The 23,545-nt window shown below is 72.5% G+C and carries 25 protein-coding genes; 6 read left to right on the forward strand and 19 right to left on the reverse strand.

What is annotated here, in order from left to right; translation table 11 throughout:
* The first annotated feature begins 41 nt into the window (after positions 1–41).
* Positions 42–1,748 carry a glycosyltransferase gene (locus ACK99Q_RS02305; RefSeq protein WP_410184627.1) on the forward strand — a complete coding sequence of 569 codons (1,707 nt, stop codon included), beginning with the start codon at positions 42–44 and terminating at the stop codon, positions 1,746–1,748.
* A gap of 2 nt (positions 1,749–1,750) precedes the next feature.
* On the opposite strand, the gene ACK99Q_RS02310 is transcribed toward ACK99Q_RS02305, so the two are convergent.
* From ACK99Q_RS02310 to dacB, 13 genes are all read right to left on the reverse strand, one after another.
* Complete coding sequence (locus ACK99Q_RS02310) at positions 1,751–2,023, reverse strand: hypothetical protein (protein ID WP_410184628.1); 273 nt, start codon at positions 2,021–2,023, stop codon at positions 1,751–1,753.
* Between the two features lie 84 nt (positions 2,024–2,107).
* Complete coding sequence (locus ACK99Q_RS02315; protein WP_410184629.1) at positions 2,108–2,596, reverse strand: DUF3180 domain-containing protein; 489 nt, start codon at positions 2,594–2,596, stop codon at positions 2,108–2,110.
* A gap of 7 nt (positions 2,597–2,603) precedes the next feature.
* A complete protein-coding gene (gene folK, locus ACK99Q_RS02320; RefSeq protein WP_410184630.1) occupies positions 2,604–3,167 on the reverse strand; it encodes a 2-amino-4-hydroxy-6-hydroxymethyldihydropteridine diphosphokinase in 564 nt (187 codons plus the stop codon).
* Positions 3,164–3,538 carry a dihydroneopterin aldolase gene (gene folB, locus ACK99Q_RS02325; protein WP_410184631.1) on the reverse strand — a complete coding sequence of 125 codons (375 nt, stop codon included), beginning with the start codon at positions 3,536–3,538 and terminating at the stop codon, positions 3,164–3,166. The genes folK and folB overlap by 4 nt, the downstream gene beginning before the upstream one ends.
* Positions 3,535–3,942, reverse strand: a complete 408-nt coding sequence (locus ACK99Q_RS02330) for a nuclear transport factor 2 family protein (protein ID WP_179426619.1) — start codon at positions 3,940–3,942, stop codon at positions 3,535–3,537. The genes folB and ACK99Q_RS02330 overlap by 4 nt, the downstream gene beginning before the upstream one ends.
* The gene (gene folP, locus ACK99Q_RS02335) at positions 3,935–4,786 is read right to left on the reverse strand and encodes a dihydropteroate synthase (protein ID WP_410184632.1); all 852 of its coding nucleotides are present in this window, start codon (positions 4,784–4,786) and stop codon (positions 3,935–3,937) included. Before folP ends, ACK99Q_RS02330 begins: the two co-directional genes overlap by 8 nt.
* Before the next feature lie 7 nt (positions 4,787–4,793).
* A complete protein-coding gene (folE, locus tag ACK99Q_RS02340; RefSeq protein ID WP_410184633.1) occupies positions 4,794–5,357 on the reverse strand; it encodes a GTP cyclohydrolase I FolE in 564 nt (187 codons plus the stop codon).
* 9 nt (positions 5,358–5,366) lie between these two features.
* Entirely contained in the window at positions 5,367–7,388 is a 2,022-nt protein-coding gene (gene ftsH / locus ACK99Q_RS02345) for an ATP-dependent zinc metalloprotease FtsH (protein WP_410184634.1), read from the reverse strand.
* 55 nt (positions 7,389–7,443) lie between these two features.
* Positions 7,444–7,998, reverse strand: a complete 555-nt coding sequence (hpt, locus tag ACK99Q_RS02350; RefSeq protein WP_410184635.1) for a hypoxanthine phosphoribosyltransferase — start codon at positions 7,996–7,998, stop codon at positions 7,444–7,446.
* 93 nt (positions 7,999–8,091) lie between these two features.
* Positions 8,092–9,036, reverse strand: a complete 945-nt coding sequence (gene tilS / locus ACK99Q_RS02355; protein ID WP_410184636.1) for a tRNA lysidine(34) synthetase TilS — start codon at positions 9,034–9,036, stop codon at positions 8,092–8,094.
* Between the two features lie 110 nt (positions 9,037–9,146).
* Positions 9,147–10,187: a zinc-dependent metalloprotease gene (locus ACK99Q_RS02360; RefSeq protein WP_410184637.1), complete on the reverse strand. Its 1,041-nt coding sequence runs from the start codon at positions 10,185–10,187 to the stop codon at positions 9,147–9,149.
* A 140-nt stretch (positions 10,188–10,327) separates the two neighbouring features.
* The gene (locus tag ACK99Q_RS02365) at positions 10,328–12,853 is read right to left on the reverse strand and encodes a DEAD/DEAH box helicase (protein WP_410184638.1); all 2,526 of its coding nucleotides are present in this window, start codon (positions 12,851–12,853) and stop codon (positions 10,328–10,330) included.
* Positions 12,853–14,211 (reverse strand): D-alanyl-D-alanine carboxypeptidase/D-alanyl-D-alanine-endopeptidase, encoded by a 1,359-nt coding sequence (gene dacB / locus ACK99Q_RS02370; protein ID WP_410184639.1) that lies wholly within the window; start codon positions 14,209–14,211, stop codon positions 12,853–12,855. The genes ACK99Q_RS02365 and dacB overlap by 1 nt, the downstream gene beginning before the upstream one ends.
* Positions 14,212–14,290: 79 nt before the next feature.
* Here dacB and ACK99Q_RS02375 point away from each other — a divergent pair, with 79 nt between their 5' ends.
* Complete coding sequence (locus tag ACK99Q_RS02375; protein WP_410184640.1) at positions 14,291–14,785, forward strand: inorganic diphosphatase; 495 nt, start codon at positions 14,291–14,293, stop codon at positions 14,783–14,785.
* On the opposite strand, the gene ACK99Q_RS02380 is transcribed toward ACK99Q_RS02375, so the two are convergent.
* Positions 14,779–15,393 carry a TetR/AcrR family transcriptional regulator gene (locus tag ACK99Q_RS02380; protein ID WP_269305154.1) on the reverse strand — a complete coding sequence of 205 codons (615 nt, stop codon included), beginning with the start codon at positions 15,391–15,393 and terminating at the stop codon, positions 14,779–14,781. The genes ACK99Q_RS02375 and ACK99Q_RS02380 overlap by 7 nt on opposite strands.
* A gap of 95 nt (positions 15,394–15,488) precedes the next feature.
* On the opposite strand from ACK99Q_RS02380, the gene ACK99Q_RS02385 reads away from it, so the two are divergent.
* Genes ACK99Q_RS02385 through ACK99Q_RS02400 form a run of 4 tightly spaced genes read left to right on the forward strand, consistent with a single transcriptional unit; the run spans position 15,489 to position 18,664 of the window.
* The gene (locus ACK99Q_RS02385; protein WP_410184641.1) at positions 15,489–16,313 is read left to right on the forward strand and encodes an SCO6745 family protein; all 825 of its coding nucleotides are present in this window, start codon (positions 15,489–15,491) and stop codon (positions 16,311–16,313) included.
* A complete protein-coding gene (gene cobT, locus ACK99Q_RS02390; protein ID WP_410184642.1) occupies positions 16,270–17,289 on the forward strand; it encodes a nicotinate-nucleotide--dimethylbenzimidazole phosphoribosyltransferase in 1,020 nt (339 codons plus the stop codon). Before ACK99Q_RS02385 ends, cobT begins: the two co-directional genes overlap by 44 nt.
* A complete protein-coding gene (locus tag ACK99Q_RS02395; RefSeq protein WP_410184643.1) occupies positions 17,286–18,065 on the forward strand; it encodes an adenosylcobinamide-GDP ribazoletransferase in 780 nt (259 codons plus the stop codon). Before cobT ends, ACK99Q_RS02395 begins: the two co-directional genes overlap by 4 nt.
* Positions 18,062–18,664 (forward strand): DNA-3-methyladenine glycosylase I, encoded by a 603-nt coding sequence (locus tag ACK99Q_RS02400; RefSeq protein ID WP_410184644.1) that lies wholly within the window; start codon positions 18,062–18,064, stop codon positions 18,662–18,664. Before ACK99Q_RS02395 ends, ACK99Q_RS02400 begins: the two co-directional genes overlap by 4 nt.
* 134 nt (positions 18,665–18,798) lie before the next feature.
* Here the strand turns inward: ACK99Q_RS02400 and ACK99Q_RS02405 are convergent, their stop codons facing one another.
* The 5 genes from ACK99Q_RS02405 to ACK99Q_RS02425 form a co-directional block, all read right to left on the reverse strand.
* Positions 18,799–19,329 carry a bifunctional adenosylcobinamide kinase/adenosylcobinamide-phosphate guanylyltransferase gene (locus ACK99Q_RS02405; RefSeq protein ID WP_410184645.1) on the reverse strand — a complete coding sequence of 177 codons (531 nt, stop codon included), beginning with the start codon at positions 19,327–19,329 and terminating at the stop codon, positions 18,799–18,801.
* 34 nt (positions 19,330–19,363) lie between these two features.
* Entirely contained in the window at positions 19,364–20,365 is a 1,002-nt protein-coding gene (locus tag ACK99Q_RS02410) for a sugar phosphate isomerase/epimerase family protein (protein WP_410184646.1), read from the reverse strand.
* Positions 20,366–20,382: 17 nt separating this feature from the next.
* A complete protein-coding gene (locus ACK99Q_RS02415; RefSeq protein WP_410184647.1) occupies positions 20,383–21,507 on the reverse strand; it encodes a Gfo/Idh/MocA family protein in 1,125 nt (374 codons plus the stop codon).
* Positions 21,507–22,370, reverse strand: a complete 864-nt coding sequence (locus ACK99Q_RS02420; protein ID WP_410184648.1) for a sugar phosphate isomerase/epimerase family protein — start codon at positions 22,368–22,370, stop codon at positions 21,507–21,509. The genes ACK99Q_RS02415 and ACK99Q_RS02420 overlap by 1 nt, the downstream gene beginning before the upstream one ends.
* 65 nt (positions 22,371–22,435) lie before the next feature.
* Positions 22,436–23,545, reverse strand: coding sequence for a substrate-binding domain-containing protein (locus ACK99Q_RS02425; RefSeq protein WP_410184649.1), 1,110 nt, complete (start codon positions 23,543–23,545; stop codon positions 22,436–22,438).

The raw sequence follows: 23,545 nt of genomic DNA on the forward strand, positions 1-23,545 counted from the left end.
GACGAACATCCCGGACGGCGTCGATGCTATACGCTCGCCGCGTGTCGCCTTCCCCTGCAGCACCGGGCGCGCCCGCCGCGGCCTTCCCCGACGGAGCCTGGTTCTCGGTCGTGGGCAACGTGAGGCTCGGCGCCGGCGGCCAGACCCGCATGGTGCTGCTGCGCCACCGGCTCTTCCTCGCCGCGGGACTCGACTTCCCGATCCTGACCTACAACCCCGTGCCGTCGTACGAGCCGATCCGCGCGGGCCTGCGCGCCGACGGGCTGCTGCTGCCCGAGAGCCGGCTGCTGAACCTCCACGAGGACCTCCGCGACCGCGACCTGGGCGCGCTGCCCGCGGTCGAGGCCGCCCCCGTGCCCGCGCCCGCCCGGACCGAGGACGACGCCGACGACGGCTACGTGTGGCGGCGACGCCACCTCGACGATGCCGGCACCGAGACCACGTGGGAGTACCTGCGACCCGACGGCACGACCTACGCCTTCACGCCGCCCGACGTCATGGACGGCGACACCCGGGTGCTCGACCGCGACGGACGCGTCGTCCTGGCGGGCGACGGACTGGGAGCGCTCTGGCGGTGGTGGACGCGTCGACTGGCCCCCGCCGACGGCCACGTGTTCCTGGTGAGCGACAGCCGGTTCGTGGCCGAGGAGCTCGGCCTGCTGGACGACCCCCGCTTCGTGCTCATGCACCAGATGCACAACCCGCACCTGCGGGGCGACCGGCGCTGGGACTCCCCGCTGGAGCCCTCGTACGCCTCGTCGCTCGAGCACGTCGACCGTTTCGACGCGATCAACACCCTCACCGAGCGCCAGCGCCACGACCTGCGGCTACGCTTCGGGAACCTGCCCCAGCTCCACGTGGTGGCCAACCCGGTCGAGGCCGTGGCGCCGCCGTCGCCCGCGCCCGCCCGCGTGCCCGGGCGGATCGTCGTCATCGCGCGACTGCACCCGCAGAAGCAGCTGGACCGCGCCATCGACGCCTTCGCGCTCGTGGCGCCGCGCCACCCGACGGCGACGCTGGAGATCTACGGCGACGGCGACGACGAGGAGGCCCTGCGCGCCCGTGCCGCGAAGCGCGACGTCGCCGACCGCGTGGTGTTCCACGGGCACGTCACGGACGCCGCCGACCGACTCTGGGAGGCCGACCTCGCGTGGCTCACGAGCCGCTTCGAGGGCTACGGCCTGTTCATCCTCGAGGCGCGCATCCGCGAGTGCCCCGTGCTGGCGTTCGACGTGCCCTACGGCCCGGCTGAGCAGATCGAGTCGGGCGTCGACGGCGTGCTGGTGCCAGCCGGTGACGCGGCTCGCCTCGCCCACTCCACGCTCGACCTGCTGGCCGACCGCGAGCGCCTCGAGTCGATGCGGGCCCGCGCCCGCGCCGGCGCCGTCGCGCACGGCCACGAGTCGTTCCTGGCCGACTGGGCCGCGGTGGCGCGCGACGCACTCGCCCGCAAGGACACGCGCGTGCACCTGCGCGACGTGACGGCCACGTTCGACGGACGCACCGCCCGGGTCGAGATCGACGGCGACGGGGACCTCGCCGACGTCGAGCTGCGCTGGCAGGCCTGGCACCAGGGGGACGATGCCCCGGCCGACCTCACCACCTCGGTGGAGCGCGACGGCGCCACGTTCACCATCAGCGCCACGCGCGCCCCGAAGGGCGCCCACGAGCGCCTCCTGCTGACCTGGCGCAATGCCACGTGGCAGCAGGACGTGCCGCCGCCGCGGCGCTGGTGGCGCCGCGGCTGAGGTCACTCCGGACGGTCGAAGACCTTGCGCGCCAGCGCCTGCACGTCACGGTCGAGGTGGTCGAGCCGGTCGTCCACGCGCCGGAACTGCTCGTCCACGCGTTCGAACCGGGCACTCATCTCTCCGCGCAGCCCGTCGATTCGCGCGTTCACCCCGCCGATCTCGGCGCGGAGAACGCGCGTGAAGGACCCCGTCAACCACCCCAGCATCGCGAACGTCGAAGCGGCGAACACCCCGATCAGCGTCCACACCTGCGGCTCGTTCAACTCGATCACTCCCCCATCATGACGACTGGAGGGCGACGATGCCAGAGCTCACCGACGCCCACCAGAGTGGGCGTGACATCTGTGGACGAAGGGTCAGGCGGGTGAGGGGCCGACCTCGGAGGTGGTCTCCTCGTCGTCGCCGGACGGGAGCCGGCAGGCCCACTCCAGGCACAGGGCGGCGATGAGCAGCAGCAGCGCCGCGCCGGCGGCGGCCGCGGCGCGCCAGAAGCGCAGCTCGCCGAGCTCGGTGGACGAGCCCAGGTAGGCCAGCGCGTAGCCCGCGTAGCCGCCCGTGAAGACGCCGCCCACGAGGACGGCGGCCTTGGCCAGCGCGACGAGCCGGATGGCGTGGTGCGCGGTGAAGCGCCGCTTGTCGCGGTGCAGGCGCTGCCACGTGCCCCACGCGAGGGCGCCCACGGCGATGGCTCCGCACAGCAGGACGATCGCGGCTCCCCAGCCCGGGACGGGCGGCGACGTGCCGTCGAGGCGGACGGCCAGCGGCGGCAGCAGCCGACCGACGACGAGACCCGACGCGACGAGCAACGCGACGTAGAGCGGCGAACTGCGCCGGGCCTTCCTCATCGGGACGTCACAGGATGATCTCGACGTCCTCGCGCTTGGTGACGCCCGCGGTGTCGATGCCCGACAGCAGGTCGGCGACGAAGCCGTGCCCGGGGATCTCGCCCTCGGGGTCGATCTCGAGCCACGGCACGAGCACGAAGCCGCGCTCGTGGGCGCGCGGGTGCGGCAGCACGAGGGAGTCGTCGTTGGCGATGCGGTCGCCGACGACGATGATGTCGACGTCGAGGGTGCGCGGGGCACCGGGCTCGCTGCGCTCACGCTCGAACGCGTCCTCGATCGCCAGCGCGCGGTCGAGCAGCGTGTGGACCGTGAGGGTCGTGTCGATCAGCACCACGGCGTTGAGGAACGGTCCGGAGCCCTCGGGGGCGCCGACGGGCTCGGTCTCGTAGACCGAGGAGATCGCGACGACGGTCACCTCGGGGGTGTCCTCCAGCGCGGAGACGGCGCCCTGCAGGCGGCCGGCACGATCGCCGAGGTTCGAACCGATCGACAGGACGGCCTGACGGATGGGTCGCATGCCCCCGGTCATCGTGTCGGCGTCGAGTTCGTACGGCGTGGGTGCTTCGGTCACAGCTTGCTCCGCTCCATCGTCACGGTGACGTCAGTGAACGCCACCTCGATCGGCGCCTCGGGCTTGTGCACCGTCACGCTGACCCAGCGGACGGGCTCGTGGCCCAGACACGCCCTCACTATACGGAGGGCCAACGTCTCGATGAGATCCACGGGGTCGCCCGTGATGATCGCGTGCACCTGCTCGGCGAGTTCGCCGTAGTGCACGGTGCGCGTCAGGTCGCCGGACTCGGCGGCGGGCTGCAGGTCGACCGACAGCACGAGGTCGACCACGAAGGTCTGTCCGTCGCGTCGTTCGTGGTCGAACACGCCGTGGTAGCCGACGGCGGAGAGGCCGCGCAGCTCGATGCGGTCGCCCTGGTGCTCGGTCATGCGTCCTCCGGTTCGATCAGCGGCGAGGCGTGCCGCGCGAAGAACCGCCAGCGTCCCGCATCGCGGACGAGCACGCTCGTGGCGACGGCCTTGCCGCCGTTGAACGACTCGACTGAGCCCGCGTCGGACAGGATGTTCTCGGTGCACACCACGACCGCGGTGGTGGGGTCGGTGGCCGGCAGCAGCGTGACCTCGACGTCGGTCAGGAAGAACTGGATGTACCCGACGCCCGCCATCAGGACGGTCCACGACCGCAGGATCGGGCCGGTGCCGCTCAGCGGCTGCGCGCCGGGGTGGACGCACGTGGTGGCGACGTCGTCGACCCACAGCGAGGCCATGAGGTCGACGTCGCCCGTCTCGATCGCGTCGTAGAACGCGCGGTGGGCCGCGAGGACGTCAGCCACGACGGCCCTCGCTGCGCAGCCGGGCGGCGACGCGGACGGCGTCGGCGCTCGGGCGGGGGTCGTGCACGCGCACGCCCCAGGCGCCGGACAGCGCCGCGAGGGTGCTGAGGGCGGCCGTGGCGTCCTCGCGGCCGTCGACCGGGCGCGGGCCCACCGCGTCGGCCAGCAGCGCCCCGAGGAAGCCCTTGCGGCTGGCCGCCACGAGCAGCGGCCGGCCGAGGTCGGTGAAGCGGTCGAGGTGGGCGAGCAGCGTCCAGTTCTGGTCGCCGGTCTTGCTGAACCCCAGGCCCGGGTCGAGGATGACGCGCTCGGGATCGACGCCGGCCTCGCAGACGGCGGCGTACTGCTCGCGCAGCTCGCCGACGACGTCCTCGACGACGTCGTCGTAGTCAGTGTGCTGCTGCATGCGGTCGGAGTGGGCGCGCCAGTGCATCACGACGAACGGCACCTCGGCGTCGGCCACGAGCGGCACCATCTGCGGGTCGGCGCGGCCGCCCGAGACGTCGTTGACGATCGCGGCGCCGGCCTCGATCGACTGGCGCGCGGTCTCGGCCCACATCGTGTCGACCGAGACGACGACCCCGGCGTCGGCGAGGCGGCGCACCACGGGCACGACCCGGCGGAGCTCCTCGTCGCGATCGACCGGCAGGGCGCCCGGCCGCGTGGACTCGCCGCCCACGTCGACCAGGTCGGCGCCCCGGCGCACCAGGTCGAGGCCGTGCTCGACGGCGGCACCGGGGTCGAACCACCGGCCGCCGTCGGAGAACGAGTCGGGCGTGACGTTGACGACGCCCATCACGACGCACCGGTCCTGCGGCAGGCCGGGGATCGGGGGCGTCACCATGCGGAGCTCACCGGGTGATGAGGTTCATCGCCTCGGCGCGCGTGGCGGGGTCGAGCAGCTGGCCCCGGACGGCGCTCGTGATGGTGCGGGCGCCGGCCTTGGCGACGCCGCGCATCGTCATGCACAGGTGCTCGGCCTCGACGACCACGATGACGCCCTCGGGGTCGAGGACGTCGACCATCGCCTCGGCGACCTGCGTGGTGAGGCGCTCCTGCACCTGCAGGCGGCGGGCGTAGACGTCGACGAGGCGCGCCAGCTTCGACAGGCCCGTGACGTGGCCGGTCTCGCCGGGGATGTAGCCGATGTGCGCGACGCCGAAGAACGGCACCATGTGGTGCTCGCACATGCTCCACAGCTCGATGTCGCGGACGAGGACGAGCTCGCGGTGACCGACCTCGAAGACGGCCGAGAGCACCTCCTTGGCGTCCTGGTCGTAGCCGCCGAGCAGCTCGGCGTACGACCGCGCGACGCGCGCGGGCGTGTCCTCGAGGCCGTCGCGGTCGGGGTCCTCTCCGATGGCCGCGAGCAGCTCGCGGACGGCTGCCTCGGCTCGGGGCTGGTCGACGGGCACGGCCGCTCCTCAGTTCGTGGGTGACTCGCCCGGCTGCGGCTGGTCGGCGGGAGGCGCGTCCGAGCCGGAGTCCGGTCCGACGACGATACCGTCCTCGGGCCCCGCGTCGGCGTGCGAGCCGTTGCGGGCCGGCACGACGATGGGCGGCTGCGTGGAGGGCCGGCGCGTGTCGGACCCGGTCCAGGCGGGACGGATCTCGCGCCTGTTCAGCGCCTCGAAGATGCGGGCGACCTCGGCCTTGTCGAGCGTCTCCTTCTCCATCAGCTCGCGCACCAGCGTGTCGAGGACCTCGCGGTTCTCCACGAGGATGTCGAACGCCTCCTGGTGGGCGTGCGCGATGAGGGCCGAGATCTCGTCGTCGATCGTCGCGGCGATCTCCTCGGAGTAGTTGCGCGAGTGGCCGATGTCGCGGCCGAGGAACGGCTGGCCGTTGTCCTCGCCGAAGCGGACGGCGCCGATGCGCTCGCTCATGCCGTACTGCGTGACCATCGCACGGGCCAGGTTGGTGGCCTTCTCGATGTCGTTGCCCGCACCCGTGGTGGGGTTGTGGAACACGAGCTCCTCGGCGGCGCGGCCGCCGAGCATGTAGGCCAGCTTGTCGAGCAGCTCGGCGCGGGTCTGGCTGTACTTGTCCTCGTCGGGCAGCACCATCGTGTAGCCCAGGGCGCGGCCGCGCGGCAGGATCGTGATCTTGTGCACGGGGTCGCTCTGCGGCAGCGCCGCGGCCACCAGGGCGTGGCCGCCCTCGTGGTAGGCGGTGACCAGCCGCTCGTGCTCGTTCATGAGGCGCGTGCGCTTCTGAGGGCCCGAGATCACGCGGTCGATCGCCTCGTCGAGGGAGGCGTCGTCGATCGTGGTGGCCGAGCTACGCGCGGTGAGAAGCGCGGCCTCGTTGAGCACGTTGGCCAGGTCGGCGCCGCTGAAGCCGGGGGTGCGGCGGGCGACGGCCTCGAGGTCGACGCCGGGCGCGATCGGCTTGCCGCGGGCGTGGACCTTCAGGATCTGGGTACGGCCGGCCAGGTCGGGCGCCTCGACGGCGATCTGGCGGTCGAAGCGACCGGGGCGCAGCAGCGCCGGGTCGAGCACGTCGGGACGGTTGGTGGCCGCGATGAGGATGACGCCGCCGCGCACGTCGAAGCCGTCCATCTCGACGAGCAGCTGGTTAAGGGTCTGCTCGCGCTCGTCGTGACCGCCGCCCATGCCGGTGCCACGGTGACGGCCGACGGCGTCGATCTCGTCGATGAACACGATGGCCGGGGCGTTGTCCTTGGCCTGCTCGAACAGGTCGCGCACGCGGCTGGCGCCGACGCCGACGAACATCTCGACGAAGTCCGAGCCGGAGATCGAGTAGAACGGCACGCCGGCCTCGCCCGCGACGGCGCGCGCCAGCAGGGTCTTGCCGGTGCCGGGAGGGCCGTAGAGCAGCACGCCCTTGGGGATCTTCGCGCCGACGGCCTGGAACTTCGCGGGCTCCTGGAGGAACTCCTTGATCTCGCCGAGCTCCTCGATGGCCTCGTCGCAGCCGGCGACGTCGGCGAACGTGGTCTGCGGGGTGTCCTTGGTCATCAGCTTCGCCTTGGACTTGGCGAACTGCATGACGCGGCCACCGCCACCCTGCATCGAGTTCATCAGCCACAGGAAGATGAGGATGAAGATGACGAACGGCAGGAAGCTCAGCAGCACCGAGAGCAGCGTGTTCTTCGGCGGGACCTTCACGTTGTAGGAGGTCATCTTGTCGTCGTTGACGAGCTCCTGGGCCTGCGTGACGAGCTGCGAGCCCTGGTCCTGGCCGAGCCAGGTGGCCTTGACCTTGTCCTCCTTGTCACCCTTCAGGGTGGCGCGGATCTCCTGGTCGCCGTCGACGAAGGTGACCTCCTTGACCTTCGCGTCGTCGAAGTAGCCCACCATCGTGGCGGTCTTGACCTCGCGATAGCCGTCGGCCGAGCCGGAGAACGTCAGGACGCCGATGACCACGCCGGCGATCAGGATGATCCACAGCCACGGTCCCTTGAACACGCTCTTGATGTTCATGCCGCCTCGTCGTTCATGAAGATGTGGTTTCCGTCCGGTGCTCTCAGCTCGCTGCTCAGGAGTACATGTGCTCAGCCAGTGTGCCGATGCTGCGCAAATTCCGGTACTTCTCGTTGTAGTCCAGTCCGTACCCGATGACGAACGCGTTCGGGATGTCGAAGCCGACGTACTTGACGTCGACCGGCATCTCGAGGGCCTCGGGCTTGCGCAGCAGCGTGGCGATCTCGACCGACGCTGGGCCGCGGGACTTCAGGTTGGCCACGAGCCACGACAGCGTGAGGCCGGTGTCGATGATGTCCTCGACGATGAGGACGTGGCGGCCCTCGAGGTCGGTGTCGAGGTCCTTGAGGATCCGCACGACGCCCGACGACTTGGTGCCCGCGTAGGACGAGACGGCCATCCAGTCGATCTCGACGTGGCGGTTCAGCTCGCGCGCGAGGTCGGCCATCACCATGACCGCGCCCTTCAGCACGCCGACGAGGAGGATCTCGCGGCCCTCGTAGTCGGTCTCGATCCGCCGGGCCAGCTCGGCCAGCCTCTCCTTGATCTGCTCCTCGGTGAAGAGCGTCTGGGTCAGGTCGAGGTCGGCTTCGACGTGCGAGGTGTCCACGGTGTCAGCGTGCCACAAGGGACGACATCGGGCGTCAGCTGGTGGCCGGGACGAACGATGAGGCATTCGGGCACCCCAGCGGGGCGAAAGGCCTCATCGTGCGTCGAGGAACCGGACCCCGCGGCCGTCGCGCACGGCGGTGACGTGACCGGGGAGCTCGATGCGGGTGCCGCCACGGGCGTCGAGCAGGCCGTCGAGGGCCCGGGTGTGCGCGTGCGAGAGCTCGCCCGCCGCGGCGCCCGCGGCCACCGCGAGGCGTCGCCAGACGCGCATCCGCACCGCCGGGTCGAGGTCGGCGAACGCCGTGACGTCGTCGATCGCGCCCGACGGCGGCGTCTCGTCGCAGGCCATCGCGTCCAGCAGGTCGGCGTCGGCGCGCACGAGGTCGGCCGTCCGGGCGAGCGCCTCGGCCACTCCCCCGCCGAGCACGTCCTCCATGAGTGGCAGCAGCTCGCGGCGCACCCGCACGCGGCGGTAGGCCGGGTCGTCATTGTGCGGGTCGTGCCACGGCTCGACGTCGTGCAGCGCGCAGATCCGCTCGGTCTCGGCCCGACGCAGCGCGAGGAACGGCCTCCGCAGGGCTCCGGAGGCGGGCCGCATGCCGTCGAGCGAGCGCGGGCCCGAGCCGCGCGCGAGTCCCAGCAGCACCGACTCGGCCTGGTCGTCGAGCGTGTGCGCGAGCAGGATCGGCGCCCCGGCGGCCTCGGCGTGCAGCGCCCGGTAGCGCGCCACGCGGGCGGCGTCCTCGGGGCCGCTGCCGAGGTCGCGCACCTCGACGGGTCGCACCGTGGCGGGCAGGCCGAGGGCCTCGCACTGCGCGGCGGCCCGGGCCGCGACCTCGCCCGAGCCGTCCTGGAGGCCGTGGTCGACGACCACCGCGCGCACGTCGGATCCGCGGCGGCGCGCGAAGAACCCGGCGACCGCGGCCAGCGCGAGCGAGTCGGCACCGCCCGAGACGGCGACGATCGCACCAGCGGCGAGGTGCGGCTCGACGAGCCGGCGCGCCCGCGCGACGAGCGGGTCGAGGCGGCCGCTCATCGGTCGGCCCTCACGGGATCTCGATACACCGACTCGCACGCTCGCCGGCACTCGATCACCGGCGATCGCGAGCGCAGCGAGCGGCGTGTCGAGATCACCGACCCAGCGTCTCAGCCGTGGACGCGGGAGACCCACGATTTCGGGTCGACGATCTCGGCCCGGGTGGGCAGGTGGGCGGCGTCGGCCCACACCGCGTCGAAGCCGTCCTTGCCGACCTGGTCGGTGACGGCGCGGACGAACGACGCTCCGTCGCTGTACTGGCGCATCTTCGCCTCGTAGCCGAGCAGGCGGCGCAGCACCTTCGACAGGGCCGAGCCCGAGCCGCGCCGCTTGGTGAACTTGCGGCGGATCTCGGCGACGCTCGGCACGACCTCGGGACCGATGTCGTCCATCACGACGTCGGCGTGGCCCTCGAGCAGGGACATGAGGCCGGTGAGGCCGTCGATGACCTCGCGCTGCTGCTCGTTCTGGAACAGGTCGGAGAGCGACTTGTCGGACTCGCCGCGGACGATGCGCACGAGCTCGGGCAGCGCCTCGGAGAGCATGTCGGTGACCGCTCCCCCGCCCACGTCGGTGGCGTCCATGAGCCGGGCCACCTGGGCCAGCATGTGGTCGCGCATCCACGGCACGGCGGTGAACTGCGCCCGGTGCGTCTCCTCGTGGAGGCACACCCAGCGGCGGAAGTCGGTGGGGTCGACGCCGAGCTCGCGCTCGACGTGCACCACGTTCGGCGCGACGAGCAGCAGCCGGCCGGGGCCGTGCTCGCCCTCGGCGAAGGGATCGAACTGGCCGAGCACCTTGCCGCCGAGGAATGCCACGATCGCGCCGAGCTCGGCGCCGGTGACGCGGCCGCCGACGGCGCGCGGCAGGCCGGTGGGCATCTTCCCGGCGGCCTCCATCTTCTCGTCGAACGGGCCCATGAGGACCTCGAACGCGGCGAGGTTCGCGTCGGCCCAGCGCGGGCGGTCGACGACGAGCACGGGCGTCGGGTACGCCGGGACGAGCCCGGTGAACTCGCGCACGGGACCCTCGGCGATTCGCGATGCCTCGCGGAGCTCGGCGACGACGTCCTCGACCTCGCCCGCGCTCAGGTCGGGTCCGGGCCGCATGAGGCGCCGGGCCGTGGAGCGCGCGACGTTCCAGTCGATCATGGCGTCCAACCTACGGCCTGCGTCCTCGCCCGGCCCGCCCCCACTTGTGGAACGGGATGCACGCTTTTCCGGCCGGAGACGGTGCATCCCGTTCCACAAGTGGAGGGGGCGCGGGTCCGGGGGGGGGTGGGCGCGGAGGGTCAGCGGGGGCCGACGTCGAGGACGCGCACGACGGGCTCGCCCTGCTCGTCGGAGGCGTCGAGGTCGACCTCGGCGGCGATGCCCCAGTCGCGGTCGCCCTCGGGGTCCTCGAAGACCTGGCGCACCTTCCACACGCGCGTGCTGTCGTCCTCGACCATGAAGAGCTCCGGGCCGCGGGCCGAGGGCCCGGTGCCGAGCTCGTCGTACTCCTCGCGGTAGCCGAGCACCGCCTCGCGCCACGCGAGCGCGTCCCAGCCGTCCTCGGCGTCGAGCTCCCCGAGCGCCTCCCAGCGGCCGAAGGCGGCCAGCTCGACGCGGCGGAACATCGCGTTGCGGACGAGCACGCGGAACGCCCGGGCATTGGCGGTGAGGGGCCGCGGCGTCTCGGCTCCGGTGGCCTGCGGGCGCACGTCGGCCGGGTCCTCCCCGGGCGCGATCAGCTGCTCCCACTCGTCCAGCAGGCTCGAGTCGGTCTGGCGCACGAGCTCCCCGAGCCACTCGGTGAGGTCGGTCAGCTCGTCGTCGCGGACCGCCGTGGGCACGGTGCGGACGAGGGTCTTGTAGACGTCGGAGAGGTACCGCAGGACGAGACCCTCCGACCGCGCGAGGCGGTAGTCGGCGATGAGCTCGGAGAAGGTCATCGCCCGCTCCCACATCTCGCGCACGACCGACTTCGGCCGCAGCTCGTGGTCGGCGACCCACGGGTGCCCCTGGCGGTACATCTCGTAGGCGGCCTCGAGCAGGTCGCGCAGCGGCTGCGGGTGCTCGACGTCCTCGAGCAGCTCCATCCGCTCGTCGTACTCGATGCCGTCCATCTTCATCTCGGCGACGGCCTCTCCGCGGGCGCGGAAGCGCTGGGCGCTGATGATCGGGCGCGGGTCGTCGAGCGTGGACTCGACCACCGAGACGACGTCGAGCGCGTACGTGGGCGACTCGCGGTCGAGCAGGTCGAAGGCGGCCACGGCGAACGGCGAGAGCGGCTGGTTGAGCGCGAAGTTGGCCTGCAGGTCGACGGTCAGGCGCAGCGTGCGGCCCTCGGCGTCGGGCGGGTCGATCCGCTCGACGACCTCGCCGGCCAGCAGCGCCTCGACGATGTGGTCGACCTGCGCGAGCAGCCGCTCCTGCGACTCCTCGGTCTCGCCGCTCTCGCGCACGAGGTGCTCCAGGGCGGCGCGCGCGTCGCCGGGCCGGGTGATGACGTCGAGCACCATCGCGTGGCTGACCTTCATGCGCGAGTGCAGCGCCTCGGGCGTGCCGTTGACGAGCCGCTCGAACGTGCCGTGGCCCCACGAGACGACGCCCTCGGGCGGCTTCTTGCGCTGGATGCGCTTGAGCTTCTTCGGGTCGTCGCCGGCCTTGCGCACGAGCTTCGCGTTCTCGATCTCGTGCTCCGGCGCCTCGACGACGACGTGGCCGACGGTGTCGAACCCGGCGCGCCCGGCGCGGCCGGCGATCTGCTGGAACTCGCGCACCTGGAGGTGGCGCTGGCGGGTGCCGTCGTACTTGCTCAGGCCGCTGAACAGCACGGTGCGGATCGGCACGTTGATGCCGACGCCGAGCGTGTCGGTGCCGCACACCACCTTGAGCAGGCCCTGCTGCGTGAGGGTCTCGACGAGGCGGCGGTAGCGCGGCAGCATGCCCGCGTGGTGCACGCCGATGCCCATCCGGATCAGCCGCGAGAGCGTCTTGCCGAAGGCGGAGGTGAAGCGGAAGTCGCCGAGGGCCTCGGCGATCGCGTCGCGCTCGGCGCGCGTGGCGACCTTGGCGCTGGTGAGCGCCTGGGCGCGCTCGAGTGCGGCGGCCTGCGAGAAGTGCACGACGTAGACGGGCGTCTGGTGCGTCTCGACGAGCTGCTCGAGCGTCTCGTGCACGGGCGTCGTGACGTACTCGCTCACGAGCGGGACGGGGCGCTCGACCGAGGTGACCGCGACCGTCTCGCGACCGGTGCGGCGGGCGAGGTCGGCCTCGAGGCGCGTGGTGTCGCCGAGCGTGGCCGACATGAGGAGGAACTGCGCGCGCGGCAGCTCGATGAGCGGCACCTGCCACGCCCAGCCGCGCTCGGGGTCGGCGTAGAAGTGGAACTCGTCCATGACGACGAGTCCGATGTCGGCGTCGGCGCCCTCGCGCAGCGCCATGTTCGCGAGGATCTCGGCCGTGGCGGCGATGATCGGGGCGTCGGCGTTGACCGCGGCGTCGCCCGTGACCATGCCGACGTTCTCGGCGCCGAAGATCTCGCACAGGTCGAAGAACTTCTCGCTCACGAGCGCCTTGATCGGCGCGGTGTAGACGCTGCACTCGCCGCGGGCGAGGGCGGCGCCCATCGCGGCGGTGGCGACGAGGCTCTTGCCCGAGCCGGTGGGGGTGGCGAGGACGACGTTGGAGCCGGCGACCATCTCGAGGATCGCCTCGTCCTGTGCCGGGTAGAGCGTGAGGCCGCGGTCCTCGACCCACTGCAGGATCGCCTCGTGGACGGCATCCACGTCATCCGTGGTGCCCGAGGGGAGGCGGTCGACGAGGCGCGCCATCAGCGGGCCCCGCAGGCGCAGTCGGCCATCGCGACGGTCACCCGGTCGAGCGCGGCCTGGGTCTCGAAGGGGTTGACCTGCTCGGTGTCGTCGGCCATCAGCGCGAACGCCACAGGACGCCCGCCCGAGAGCGTGACGATCCCCGCGAGGGAGTGGACGCCCGTGAGCGTGCCGGTCTTGGCGCGGATCCGGCCGCGCGCGTCGGCCGCGCGGTCGTAGCGGTTCTCGAGCGTGCCGCTGAAGCCGCCCACGGGCAGGCCGCTCAGCACCGGTCCCAGGCGAGGAGTCGCCGAGACCTCGACCATCGTCTCGGCCAGGGTGCGCGCCACGATGCGGTTCTTGCGGGACAGGCCGCTGCCGTCGTTCAGCACGAGTCCCTCCGTCGTCACGCCCGCCTGCCGCAGGACCTGGGTCACCACCTTCGCACCCCCGGCGAACGAGCCGGGCTCCCCCGCCGCGATCGCGGCCTGGCGCAGCAGCACCTCGGCGACCTCGTTGTCGGAGTCGGCGAGGAGCTGCTCGACGATGCGCGAGAGCCGGGCGCTGCGGACGGCGGCCACGCGGGTCGCGTCCGCGGGCGCCTCGGCCTGCTGCGGCTCGCCCGCGACGTCGACCCCACGCGCCCGCAGCAGCTCGGCGAAGCGTCGGGCGGCGTCGCCGGCGGGATCGGTGGAGCGGGCGGCGCCGACGCGACCGCGATCGATCCACAGCGGACTGACCGGAGCGACGACGGCGCCGACGTAGCCGTCCTCCCACGCGGGACTGACGGACGGGCCGGAGAACAGGGAGACGTCGTAGCCGAGGCTGACCCGCTCGTCGCCGACCTGCCTCGCCGTGGCAGCGGCCAGGGAGGCGAGGTCGCCGCGCTCGACCGGCGAGCCCTTCGTCCGGACGTCGCTGAGGTAGGGGTCGCCGCCGCCGACCAGGACGAGCCGGCTGCCCTCGCGCACGACCGAGGTGGTGAAGGTGGCGTCGGGACCCAGCTCGGCGAGCGCGCCGACCGCCGTGAGGACCTTCGTCGTGGAGGCCGGGACCTGGGCCCCGGCGGAGTCGTCGGTCAGCACCGTGCCGTCGCGGGCGTCGAGCGCGACCAGGCCCGTGCGGCCGCCGAGCGCGTCGGACCGGAGCGGTGCCGCCACCGCGGCCTCCAGCTCGCTCGCCGTGATGGGGCCGGAGCCGACCGAGGCCGCCCGGGCGGGGTCCGGCGAGGCGGGCTCCAGCCCTACGGGCGCGGTCACGAATTGCGGTCCGCACGGCCCGTCGCACAAGATGGGGTTCAGGTCGCCGCGGACGTACAGCCAGGCGATCGACGCCAGCGTCACGAGCACGAGCAGCGGCAGCACCCAGGCCGCATGCACTCTCTCCCCCCTGCGGGGACCACGGGCCGTCACGTGCGTCAGACTATGAGACACCCATCAAGACCAAGCCGGAGGAACCGTGTTCTTTGACGTCACCGTGGAGATCCCCAAGGGCGAGCGGAACAAGTACGAGCTCGACCACAAGACCCACCGCATCCGGCTGGACCGCACGCTCTTCACGTCGATGCAGTACCCGGCCGACTACGGCTTCATCGACAACACCCTCGGCAACGACGGCGACCCGCTCGACGCGCTGGTCATCCTGCCCTTCCCGACCTTCCCCGGCTGCGTCATCGAGTGCCGCGCGATCGGCATGTTCAAGATGACCGACGAGGCCGGCGGCGACGACAAGATCCTCTGCGTGCCCGCGGGCGACCCGCGCCACGACCACACGCAGGACGTCAGCGACGTGTCGGACTTCGACCTGCAGGAGATCCAGCACTTCTTCACGAGCTACAAGGACCTCGAGCCCGGCAAGTCCGTCGAGGAGGGCTCCGAGTGGGTCGGCCGCGAAGAGGCCGAGGCCGAGATCAAGGCCAGCCTCGAGCGCTTCACGGCCAACGGCGGCTACTGAGCCGCCGGGTCCCTCCGGGGCCTGACCAGTCCGGCGAGCACGTCGCCGAACACGTCCATGTCGACCTTCGGGTCGAGGGCGCGCAGGCCGCCGAGGCCCGCGCCGAGCGCCAACAGCGCGGTGGCCACGTGCTCGACCGGCACCGTGGTCTCCAGGCCGGCGTCCTCGACGGTCGCCGAGATCAGCTGGGCGATGAGGCGGCGCACCTCGCGGTGACGCTTCACGAGCTCGGACGCGACCCAGGGGTTGTGGCGCGCGACGGCGGCGAACTCCACCTCGAGCGCCGTCCAGCGCGGCTCGCCCAGGCCGGAGCGCGACCACTCGACGAAGCTCTTGAGGCGCGTCTCGATCGACGTGTCCTCGGTGAACATCTGGTGCACGAGGCGGATCTTCTCGGCATGGATCGTGTCGAGCGCCGCCATGCAGAGCTCCTCCTTGCCGGCGAAGTTGGAGTAGACCGCACCCTTGGAGAAGCCGGCCTCGACGGCCACCTTGTCCAGCGACGTGCCGGAGTACCCGACGTCGAGGAACATCTCGGTGGCCACCTCGATGAGGCGTTCGCGCGTCTGCTGCTGACGCTCGGCCCGGCTCACTCTCGTCTGGGACACGGCAGGCTCCTTCGGTATTCGCATACCGATGGTATCTGAAAGCCGGCGTCTGTCGCGCCCGGTTCCGGAATCGACGCGCCGCTAGGGTCGGGCCCATGACCTCACGAGCCCTCTGGTCGGCGATCGAGAACCTGCACGGAGGCGTCTACTTCGCGCCCGAGTCGAAGGCCCGCTACGAGGCGGTCGGGCTCAAGGGCTACTGGATGGGCTACTTCGCCAGCCGCTCGGCCGCGCTCGGCACACCGGGACCCGAGCTCGTGATCGCCACGTTCCACGGCTTCGCCCCGCGGCTGGTCGAGCGCGCCCTGCCCGACGCGTGGCGCCTCGCCGACCGCGACCGCGTGCTCGAGGTCCGCTACTCGCTGGCGCGCGACCTGCTCGCGAACGTCGCCGACCAGGCCACGGCGCTGGCCGCGAAGGCCCGCAGCGTGCTGGACGGCGTCGACTGGGCCGGCAAGCCGCTCGCCGCCGCGCACGCCGGCCTCCCCGCCTCCGACGATCCCGTCGTCGACTTCTGGCAGTCCGTCACGGCACTGCGCGAGTACCGCGGCGACTGCCACCTCGCGGTGCTGACCTCGGCCGGTCTGGGTGGTGCCGCCGCCAACGCGCTCGCGGTCGGCACCGGCTGGTCGTGGTTCGCCGACCAGCGCACGATGCGCGGCTGGACCGAGGAGGAGTGGGCCGAGGCGATCGCCGGACTCGTGACCCGCGGCTGGCTCGCGCCCGACGGCACCGCCACCGAGACCGGCATCGCCGCGCGCGCCCAGATCGAGGACGCCACCGATCGCGTCGTGGCCGCCGGGCTCGACCGGGAGGCCACGTCCCGGTTGCTGACCCTCGAGGACGACCTGGTCGCGATGGCGGGACAATGGGCAGATGATCACCCCGCCCTCGCAGGACGCACGCACCGCAGCTCGTGACCGCCTCGCCGCCCTGGCGATCCCCACGGGGGCGCTCGGCCGATTCGGCGAGCTGGCGGTCTGGTGGTCCTCGGTGCGGGGCGAGGCGACGCCCGCTCCCCCGTCGCACGTGAGGGCGGTCGTCTTCGCCGGCGACCACGGCGTCGCGGCGCACGGTGTCTCGGCCTACCCGTCGGCCGTCACCGGCGCGATGGTGCGCGCGTTCGCGTCCGGCGTGGCCGGCACCTCGGTGCTCGCGCGCCAGCACGACGTGCACCTGCGCGTGCTCGACCTCGGCGTCGACGGCGACTTCCCGGACCTTGACCCGGCGATCGGCGCGTACAAGATCCGCCGCGGCACCGAGCCCTTCCATCTCACCGACGCGATGACCCTCGACGAGGCGCGACGCGCGGTCGAGGCCGGTGCGGCGATCGCCGCCGAGGAGATCGCCGCCGGCGCCGACCTGCTGATCGGCGGCGACATGGGCATCGGCGACACCACCACCGCGGCGGTGCTCACCGCCGCCGTCCTCGGCCTGCCGGCCGTCGAGGTCGTCGGCCGCGGCACCGGCATCGACGACGAGGGCCTGCGGGTCAAGACCGAGGTCATCGACACCGCGCTGCGTCGCGCGCAGGACCGCACGGCCGACCCGATCGACCTGCTGAGCGCGATCGGCAGCCCCGACATCGCCGCGCAGGCCGGCTTCATCAGCGCGGCCGCGCAGGACGGCGTCCCGGTGCTGCTCGACGGCGCGATCGCCACGGCCGCCGCCCTCGTGGCCGAGCGGCTGACGCCGGGCGTCGCCCCGTGGCTGGCCGCCGGGCACCGCTCCACCGAGGGCGCCCAGTGGCACGCCCTGAAGGACCTCGGCCTCGAGCCGCTGCTCGACCTCGGGATGCGGCTGGGCGAGGGCTCGGGCGCCGTCACGGCGGTGCCGCTCGTGCGCTCGGCCGCGCTGCTGCTCTCGGACATGGCGCTGCTCTCCGAGATCCTGTGAGCCGGTTCGGGGACGCCGTCCGGCTGTCGGTCGGCACCTTCAGTGCCCTCCCCGTGCCGCCGCCGCGGCAGGTCGACCGCCGCACCGCCGGCATCGCGGTGGCGGTGGCGCCGCTCGCGGTCGTTCCCGTGGGCGTGCTCGTGGCCCTCGTCGCGTGGGGCGGGCGCGAGCTCGGCCTCAACCAGATCGTCGTCGGCGCGCTCGCGATCGGCGCCGGCGCCTGGGCGACCCGCGGGTTCCACCTCGACGGGCTCGCCGACACGGCGGACGCGCTGGCCTCCTCCTACGACCGCGAGCGGGCGCTCACCGTCGCTCGGCTCGGCGACGTCGGACCCGCCGGGGCGGCGACCCTCGTGCTGGTGCTGCTCGCGCAGGCGGCCGCCGCCGGCACGCTGATCGTGTGCTGGGAGCGAGGCTTCGTGGCCGTCGGCGTGCTGTGGTGCCTCGCCCGCGCGGGCGCCACCGCGGGCCTGCGCCGCGGGGTGCCTGCCGCCCGCCAGGACGGCATGGGCGCCACCTTCGCCGGCAGCGTGAGACCGCTCGCGCTCACCACGGTCTGGCTCCTGGTCGCCGTCGCCGGCGCCGCGGTCACGGGCCTCACCGACGCCTCGGCGATTCAGGGCCTGTTCACTGTCGCGGCCGCGCTGCTCGTGGTCCTGCTGCTGGTCGCCCACGTCTCGCGGCGCCTGGGTGGCATCATCGGCGATGCGGTGGGCGCCTCGGTCGAGGTCGCCCTCGCTGTCCTCCTGATCGGATTCTCGGCGGTGATCGCATGACCTTCCTGGGCCCCGATGGCGAGCCTCGCTGCGACTGGGCGGGCGGCGCGCCCGGCTTCGTGGAGTACCACGACACGGAGTGGGGCTTCCCCGTCGCCGACGACGTGCGGCTGTTCGAGAAGTTCTGCCTCGAGGGGTTCCAGTCCGGGCTCTCGTGGCGCACGATCCTGGACAAGCGCGAGAGCTTCCGCGCGGCGTTCGCGGGCTTCGACCTCGACACCGTGGCCGGGTTCGACGAGTCCGACGTCCTGCGGATGCTCGCCGACGCCGACATCGTGCGGCACCGCGGCAAGATCGAGGCCGCGATCAACAACGCCGCCCGCGCGCTGGAGCTGGTCGAGTCCGAGGGCTCGCTCGCCGCGTTCGTGTGGCGTCACGAGCCCGACCCCACCGAGATCCCCGAGCCGCAGTCGCTCACCACCTCGCCCACGGCGATCGCGCTGTCGAAGGACCTCAAGAAGCGCGGCTGGAAGTTCGTCGGCCCGACCACGGTGTTCTCGTTCATGCAGGCGATGGGCCTGGTGAACGACCACGCGCACGACTGCGTCGTGCGCGCCCGCGTCGCCGCCGCGCGCGACGCCTTCACGCCTCCGGCCTGAGCGGGGCCCGACGCGCGCCGACCCCGGGCCACTTTTGGAACGCGTTGAACGCTTTCGTCGCGCGAAAGCGTTCAACGCGTTCCAAGAGTGGAGAGCGGGCGGGCGCGGGCGGGCGCGGGCGGAGCCGGCGCGGGTCAGAGGCGCAGGACGCGGCCCGCGACGACGAGCAGGACCTCGTCGCAGTCCATCGCGAAGCGCTGGTTGACCTTGCCGAGGAGGTCGCGGAAGAGGCGACCGGAGCGGTGCTCGGGCACGACGCCCCAGCCGACCTCGTTCGTCACCACGACGACGTCCTCCCCGTGCGCGGCCATGGCCTGCGCGGCGCGCTCGACGCGCAGCCAGAACTCGGGCTCCCAGTCGTCGAGGGTCTGGTCCCAGCCGTCGAGCTCGCTGACCAGGGCGGTCACCCACGTGCCGAGGCAGTCGATGATCACCGTGTCGTCGGTCATCGCGATCGCGCGCTCGAGGTCGGCGGTCTCGACCGTCTTCCAGTGGGCGGGACGCCGGCTGCGGTGCGCCTCGACCCGGGCCGCCCAGTCGGGGTCGAACTCCGGATCGGGGGCCGGACCGGGGGCGATGTACGTGACGTCGGGGGCCGCGACGACGAGCGACTCGGCATGGAACGACTTGCCCGAGCGCACGCCTCCGGTGATGAGGGTCCTCACCCTCGCAGCCTAGTCCCGTCCGGTGCCGCGACGGTCAGCCCTGATCGAACACGGAGTCGAACGAGGCGGTCGGCGGCTCGAAGTCGAAGCGCTTGAGGAACTCCAGCGCCTCCGGGGCGCCGCGGAGGCGGTCCATGCCCGCGTCCTCCCACTCCACCGAGATCGGGCCGTCGTAGCCGATGCGGGCGAGTGCGCGGAACGCGTCCTCCCACGGCACGTCGCCGCGACCCGTGGAGACGAAGTCCCAGCCGCGGCGCTGGTCGCCCCACGGCAGGTGCGAGGAGAGGATGCCGTTGCGGCCGCCGCCCATCCGCATCCGGATGTCCTTGCAGTCCACGTGGTAGATCCGGTCGGCGAAGTCGCTGATGAACGCGACGGTGTCGATCCCCTGCCACACCATGTGGCTGGGGTCCCAGTTGAGGCCGAACGCCTCGCGGTGGCCGATCGCCTCCAGCGCCCGCACGGTCGACCAGTGGTCGTAGGCGATCTCGGACGGGTGCACCTCGTGCGCGAACCGCACGCCGCACTCGTCGAAGACGTCGAGGATCGGGTTCCAGCGGTCGGCGAAGTCCTGGTAGCCGGCCGCGATGCGCTCGGCGGGGACCGGCGGGAACATCGCCACGTACTGCCAGATCGACGAGCCGGTGAAGCCCACCACCACGTCGACGCCCATCCGCTGCGCGAGGCGTGCGGTGTGCTGCATCTCCTCGGCGGCCCGGCGGCGCACGCCCTCGGGATCGCCGTCGCCCCACACGCGCGGGCCCACGATCGAGCGATGCCGGTCGTCGATCGGGTCGTCGCACACCGCCTGGCCCTTCAGGTGGTTCGAGATCGCCCAGCAGCCGAGGCCGTGGCGGCGCAGGATCTCCAGGCGCCCCTCGACGTACTCGTCGTCGTCCCAGCGCCAGGCGTCGAGGTGCTCGCCCGACACGGCGATCTCGAGACCGTCGTACCCCCAGCGCGCCGCGAGCTCCGCGACCTCCTCGAGGGTGAGGTCGGCCCACTGGCCCGTGAAGAGGGTGAAGCGCTTGCCCATGGTGTCTCCTTCGATGATCAGGATCGCGCGAGCTCGACGGCGCCGCGGCCCGCCACGGCGCTGCGCTCGATCGCGTCGAGCACCCGCTGGACGGCGAGCCCGTCCTCGAACGACGGCGTGGGGTCGACGCCCGCGCCGATCGCGGACAGGAACCCGGCGGCCTGCGTCGTGAACGTGTGGTCCCATCCCAGCACGTGGCCCGGCGGCCACCAGGCGGCCAGGTGCGGGTGGTCGGGCTCGGTCACGAGGACGCGCGTGCGGCCCTGGCCGGTGTCGACCCACAGCTCGTTGAGGCGCTCGAGGTCGAAGGCCACCGAGCCTCGGGAGCCGTAGACCTCGATCTGCAGCGCGTTCTTGCGGCCCGCGGCCATCCGGCTGACCTCGAGGCTGACCACGGCGCCACGGCCGGTGCCGAGCAGCGCCCACGCGGCGTCGTCGACGGTCACGTCCTCCGGGCCGGCGGGACCGGGGCGCGACCCGACGAAGGTCTCGAGGCGGCCCGAGGCGCTCTCGATCTCGTCGTCGAGCAGGAAGCGGACCTGGTCGACGACGTGCGAGCCGAGGTCGCCCAGCACGCCGGACCCGGCCTGCTCCTTGCGCAGCCGCCACGTCATCGGCGCGTCCGGGTCGACGAGCCAGTCCTGGAGGTAGGACGCGCGGACCTGGCGCACCTCGCCGATCCGGCCCTCCGCGATGACCTCGCGGGCGAGCGCCAGCGCGGGCACGCAGCGGTAGTTGAACCCCACCATCGAGCGCACCCCGCGCGATCGTGCCTCCTGCGCCGCGGCGACGAGCTCGACGGACTGCTCGATCGTGTTCGTGAGCGGCTTCTCGACCACGACGTGCTTGCCGGCGCGCAGGGCGGCCAGCGCGATCTCGTGGTGCAGGTGGCCGGGGGTGCAGACGTCGACGACGTCCACGTCGTCGCGGGCCACCACGTCGCGCCAGTCGGTGGCCCACTCGCGCCAGCCCAGCTGGTGGGCGGCGCCGCGCACGGCGGACTCGTCGCGACCGACGAGGACCTGCTGGGCCACCGCGGGGAGGCCGGGGTGGAAGGCGCCCACGTTGCGCCAGGCGTTGGAGTGGGCCCGGCCCATGAAGGAGTAGCCGATGACGGCCACCCGCAGCTCGCGCGCGCTCATCACGCCGCCTCCGTCCGGGTCAGGTCGCGCAGGAACGCGAGGCCGTCGCGGGCGAGGTCGTCCTGCGTGGGGGCGAGGGGACGCCAGATCGAGGCGGCCGTCGCGATGGAGGCGTTCTCGGCCGTGAAGCTCTCGATGACGAGCGGGCCGGTGTGCCCGACCTCGTCGAGGGCGGCGATCAGGGCCGGCCAGTCGGTCTGGTCGCCTCCGGGTGCACCGCGGTCGCTGCCGCAGACCTGGACGTGCACGAGGTGCTCGCCGGCCGTGCGAACCGCATCCGCACTGGACCGCTCCTCGATGTTCAGGTGATAGGTGTCCAGGGCGAGGCCCAGCGACGGGCCGAGCAGGCCGTCGAGTCCCTCGAGCGCCTGGGCCACGGTGTTGACGAGCGAGGTCTCGTAGCGGTTGAGCGGCTCGATGCCGATCCGCACGCCGCGCTCGGCCGCGTGCTCCACGACCGGCGCGAGGTGCTCGCGCCACTGCGCGTAGGCGGCCCGGCGCTCGTCCGGGGTCATCCGCCACGTGCGGCCGGTGGCCGCGTAGAACGGTCCGCAGACAGCGGCGGCCCCGATGCCGGAGGCGAGGTCGACGCAGCCACGCAGGTAGTCCTGCGTCGCCGCGACCGCCGCGCCGTCGGCCTCGACGAGGTCGCGCCCGGGCGCCATGGCCCCGACGACGAGCGGCACCAGCCCGGTGCGCTCCAGCACCGGCCCGACGACGTCCGGCGTCAGGTCGCCGAGTCCCTCGAGCGGGAGCTCGACCGCGTCGAAGCCGAGCGCCGCGACGTGCTCCAGGCGGGCCTCCACCGTGGCGTCGGTGAGCGGGGACTGCCAGACCCACGTGTTGATGCCGATGCTGCGCACAAGAGCTCCTGTCGAGAGGGACGGGGTGGGCCGGGTGGCGGCGGGTCGCCGCCACCCGGTCACGGTCAGCGGTCCTGCCAGGCCTGCGGGAAGCCCGGGAGGTCCTCGCCGCCGAACTTGGCGTAGTGCCCGTCGGGCATGCCGTCGTTCGCCTTCAGGTAGTCCGCGCGGTCGTCCTCGGTGATCGGCGACTGGGGCAGCACCCACTCGGTCGGCACCTCCTCGCCCGCGAAGATCTTCTGCACCGCCAGCAGCGGGGTGCGCCACTGGAAGTTCGAGTAGACCGGCGCGAGTCCGGTCAGGCCGGTCTCCTCCCACTTGCGCAGGAAGCTCATCTCGTCCTCACCGGTCATGACCGGGTAGTCCTTGCCGGCGTCCTCGAAGGCCTCGATCGCCGCGACCGCGCCGTCGCCGGCGTCCATCCAGACGCCCTTGATGTCGTCGGAGTTGATCGCGTCGGTGATGATCTGCTTGATCTTCGTCGGGTCGGCGTCCGTGAACTGGTCGTCGGCCTCGATGTCGTTCTCCTCGAAGATCTTCTCGGCGGCGGCCCAGCGGGTCTCCAGGACGTCGACGCCGGGCAGGATGCGCAGCGCGACGACCTTGTCGCCCTTCTCGAGGTTGTCGACCAGGAACTCGGCCGTGTCGATGCCCCACGCGTAGCCACCGATCGGGTGGATGAACGACGTGGCGCAGTCGGTGTCGACGCCACGGTCGAACACGACGACCGGCTTGCCCGTCTCACACGCGCGCTCGACGGCCGGCGTCATGGCCGCGGTCGAGTTCGGCGAGATGATGAAGGCGTCGCAGTTGCCCTCCTTGATGAAGTAGTCGATGTCCGCGATCTGCGTGTCGTCGGAGTCCTGCGCGTCGCGGGTCTCCATCTGCGAGACGACGCCCTCGTCCTGGAGCACCTTCAGCTGCTGCTGCATCGTGATCCAGCCGGTCTGGCGCCACGGGTTGCTGATCGAGGCGTTGGCGAAGCAGACCTTCTTGGCGCCCTCGGACTTGAACTTCGACGTGTCCGTCATGTCACCGTCGATGTACTGGAGCCACGGCGTCGCGGCGTCTCCCTCGAACGTCGCGCTGCGCTGCTCGTTCTGGCGGTCGAAGTCCGCCTGCACGAACCACTCGGTGTCCTTCGAACCCGAGTCGTCGTCGCCCGCGTCGGACAC

Source organism: Aeromicrobium sp. MLTX1 (assembly GCF_046452335.1).
GTDB lineage: Bacteria > Actinomycetota > Actinomycetes > Propionibacteriales > Nocardioidaceae > Aeromicrobium.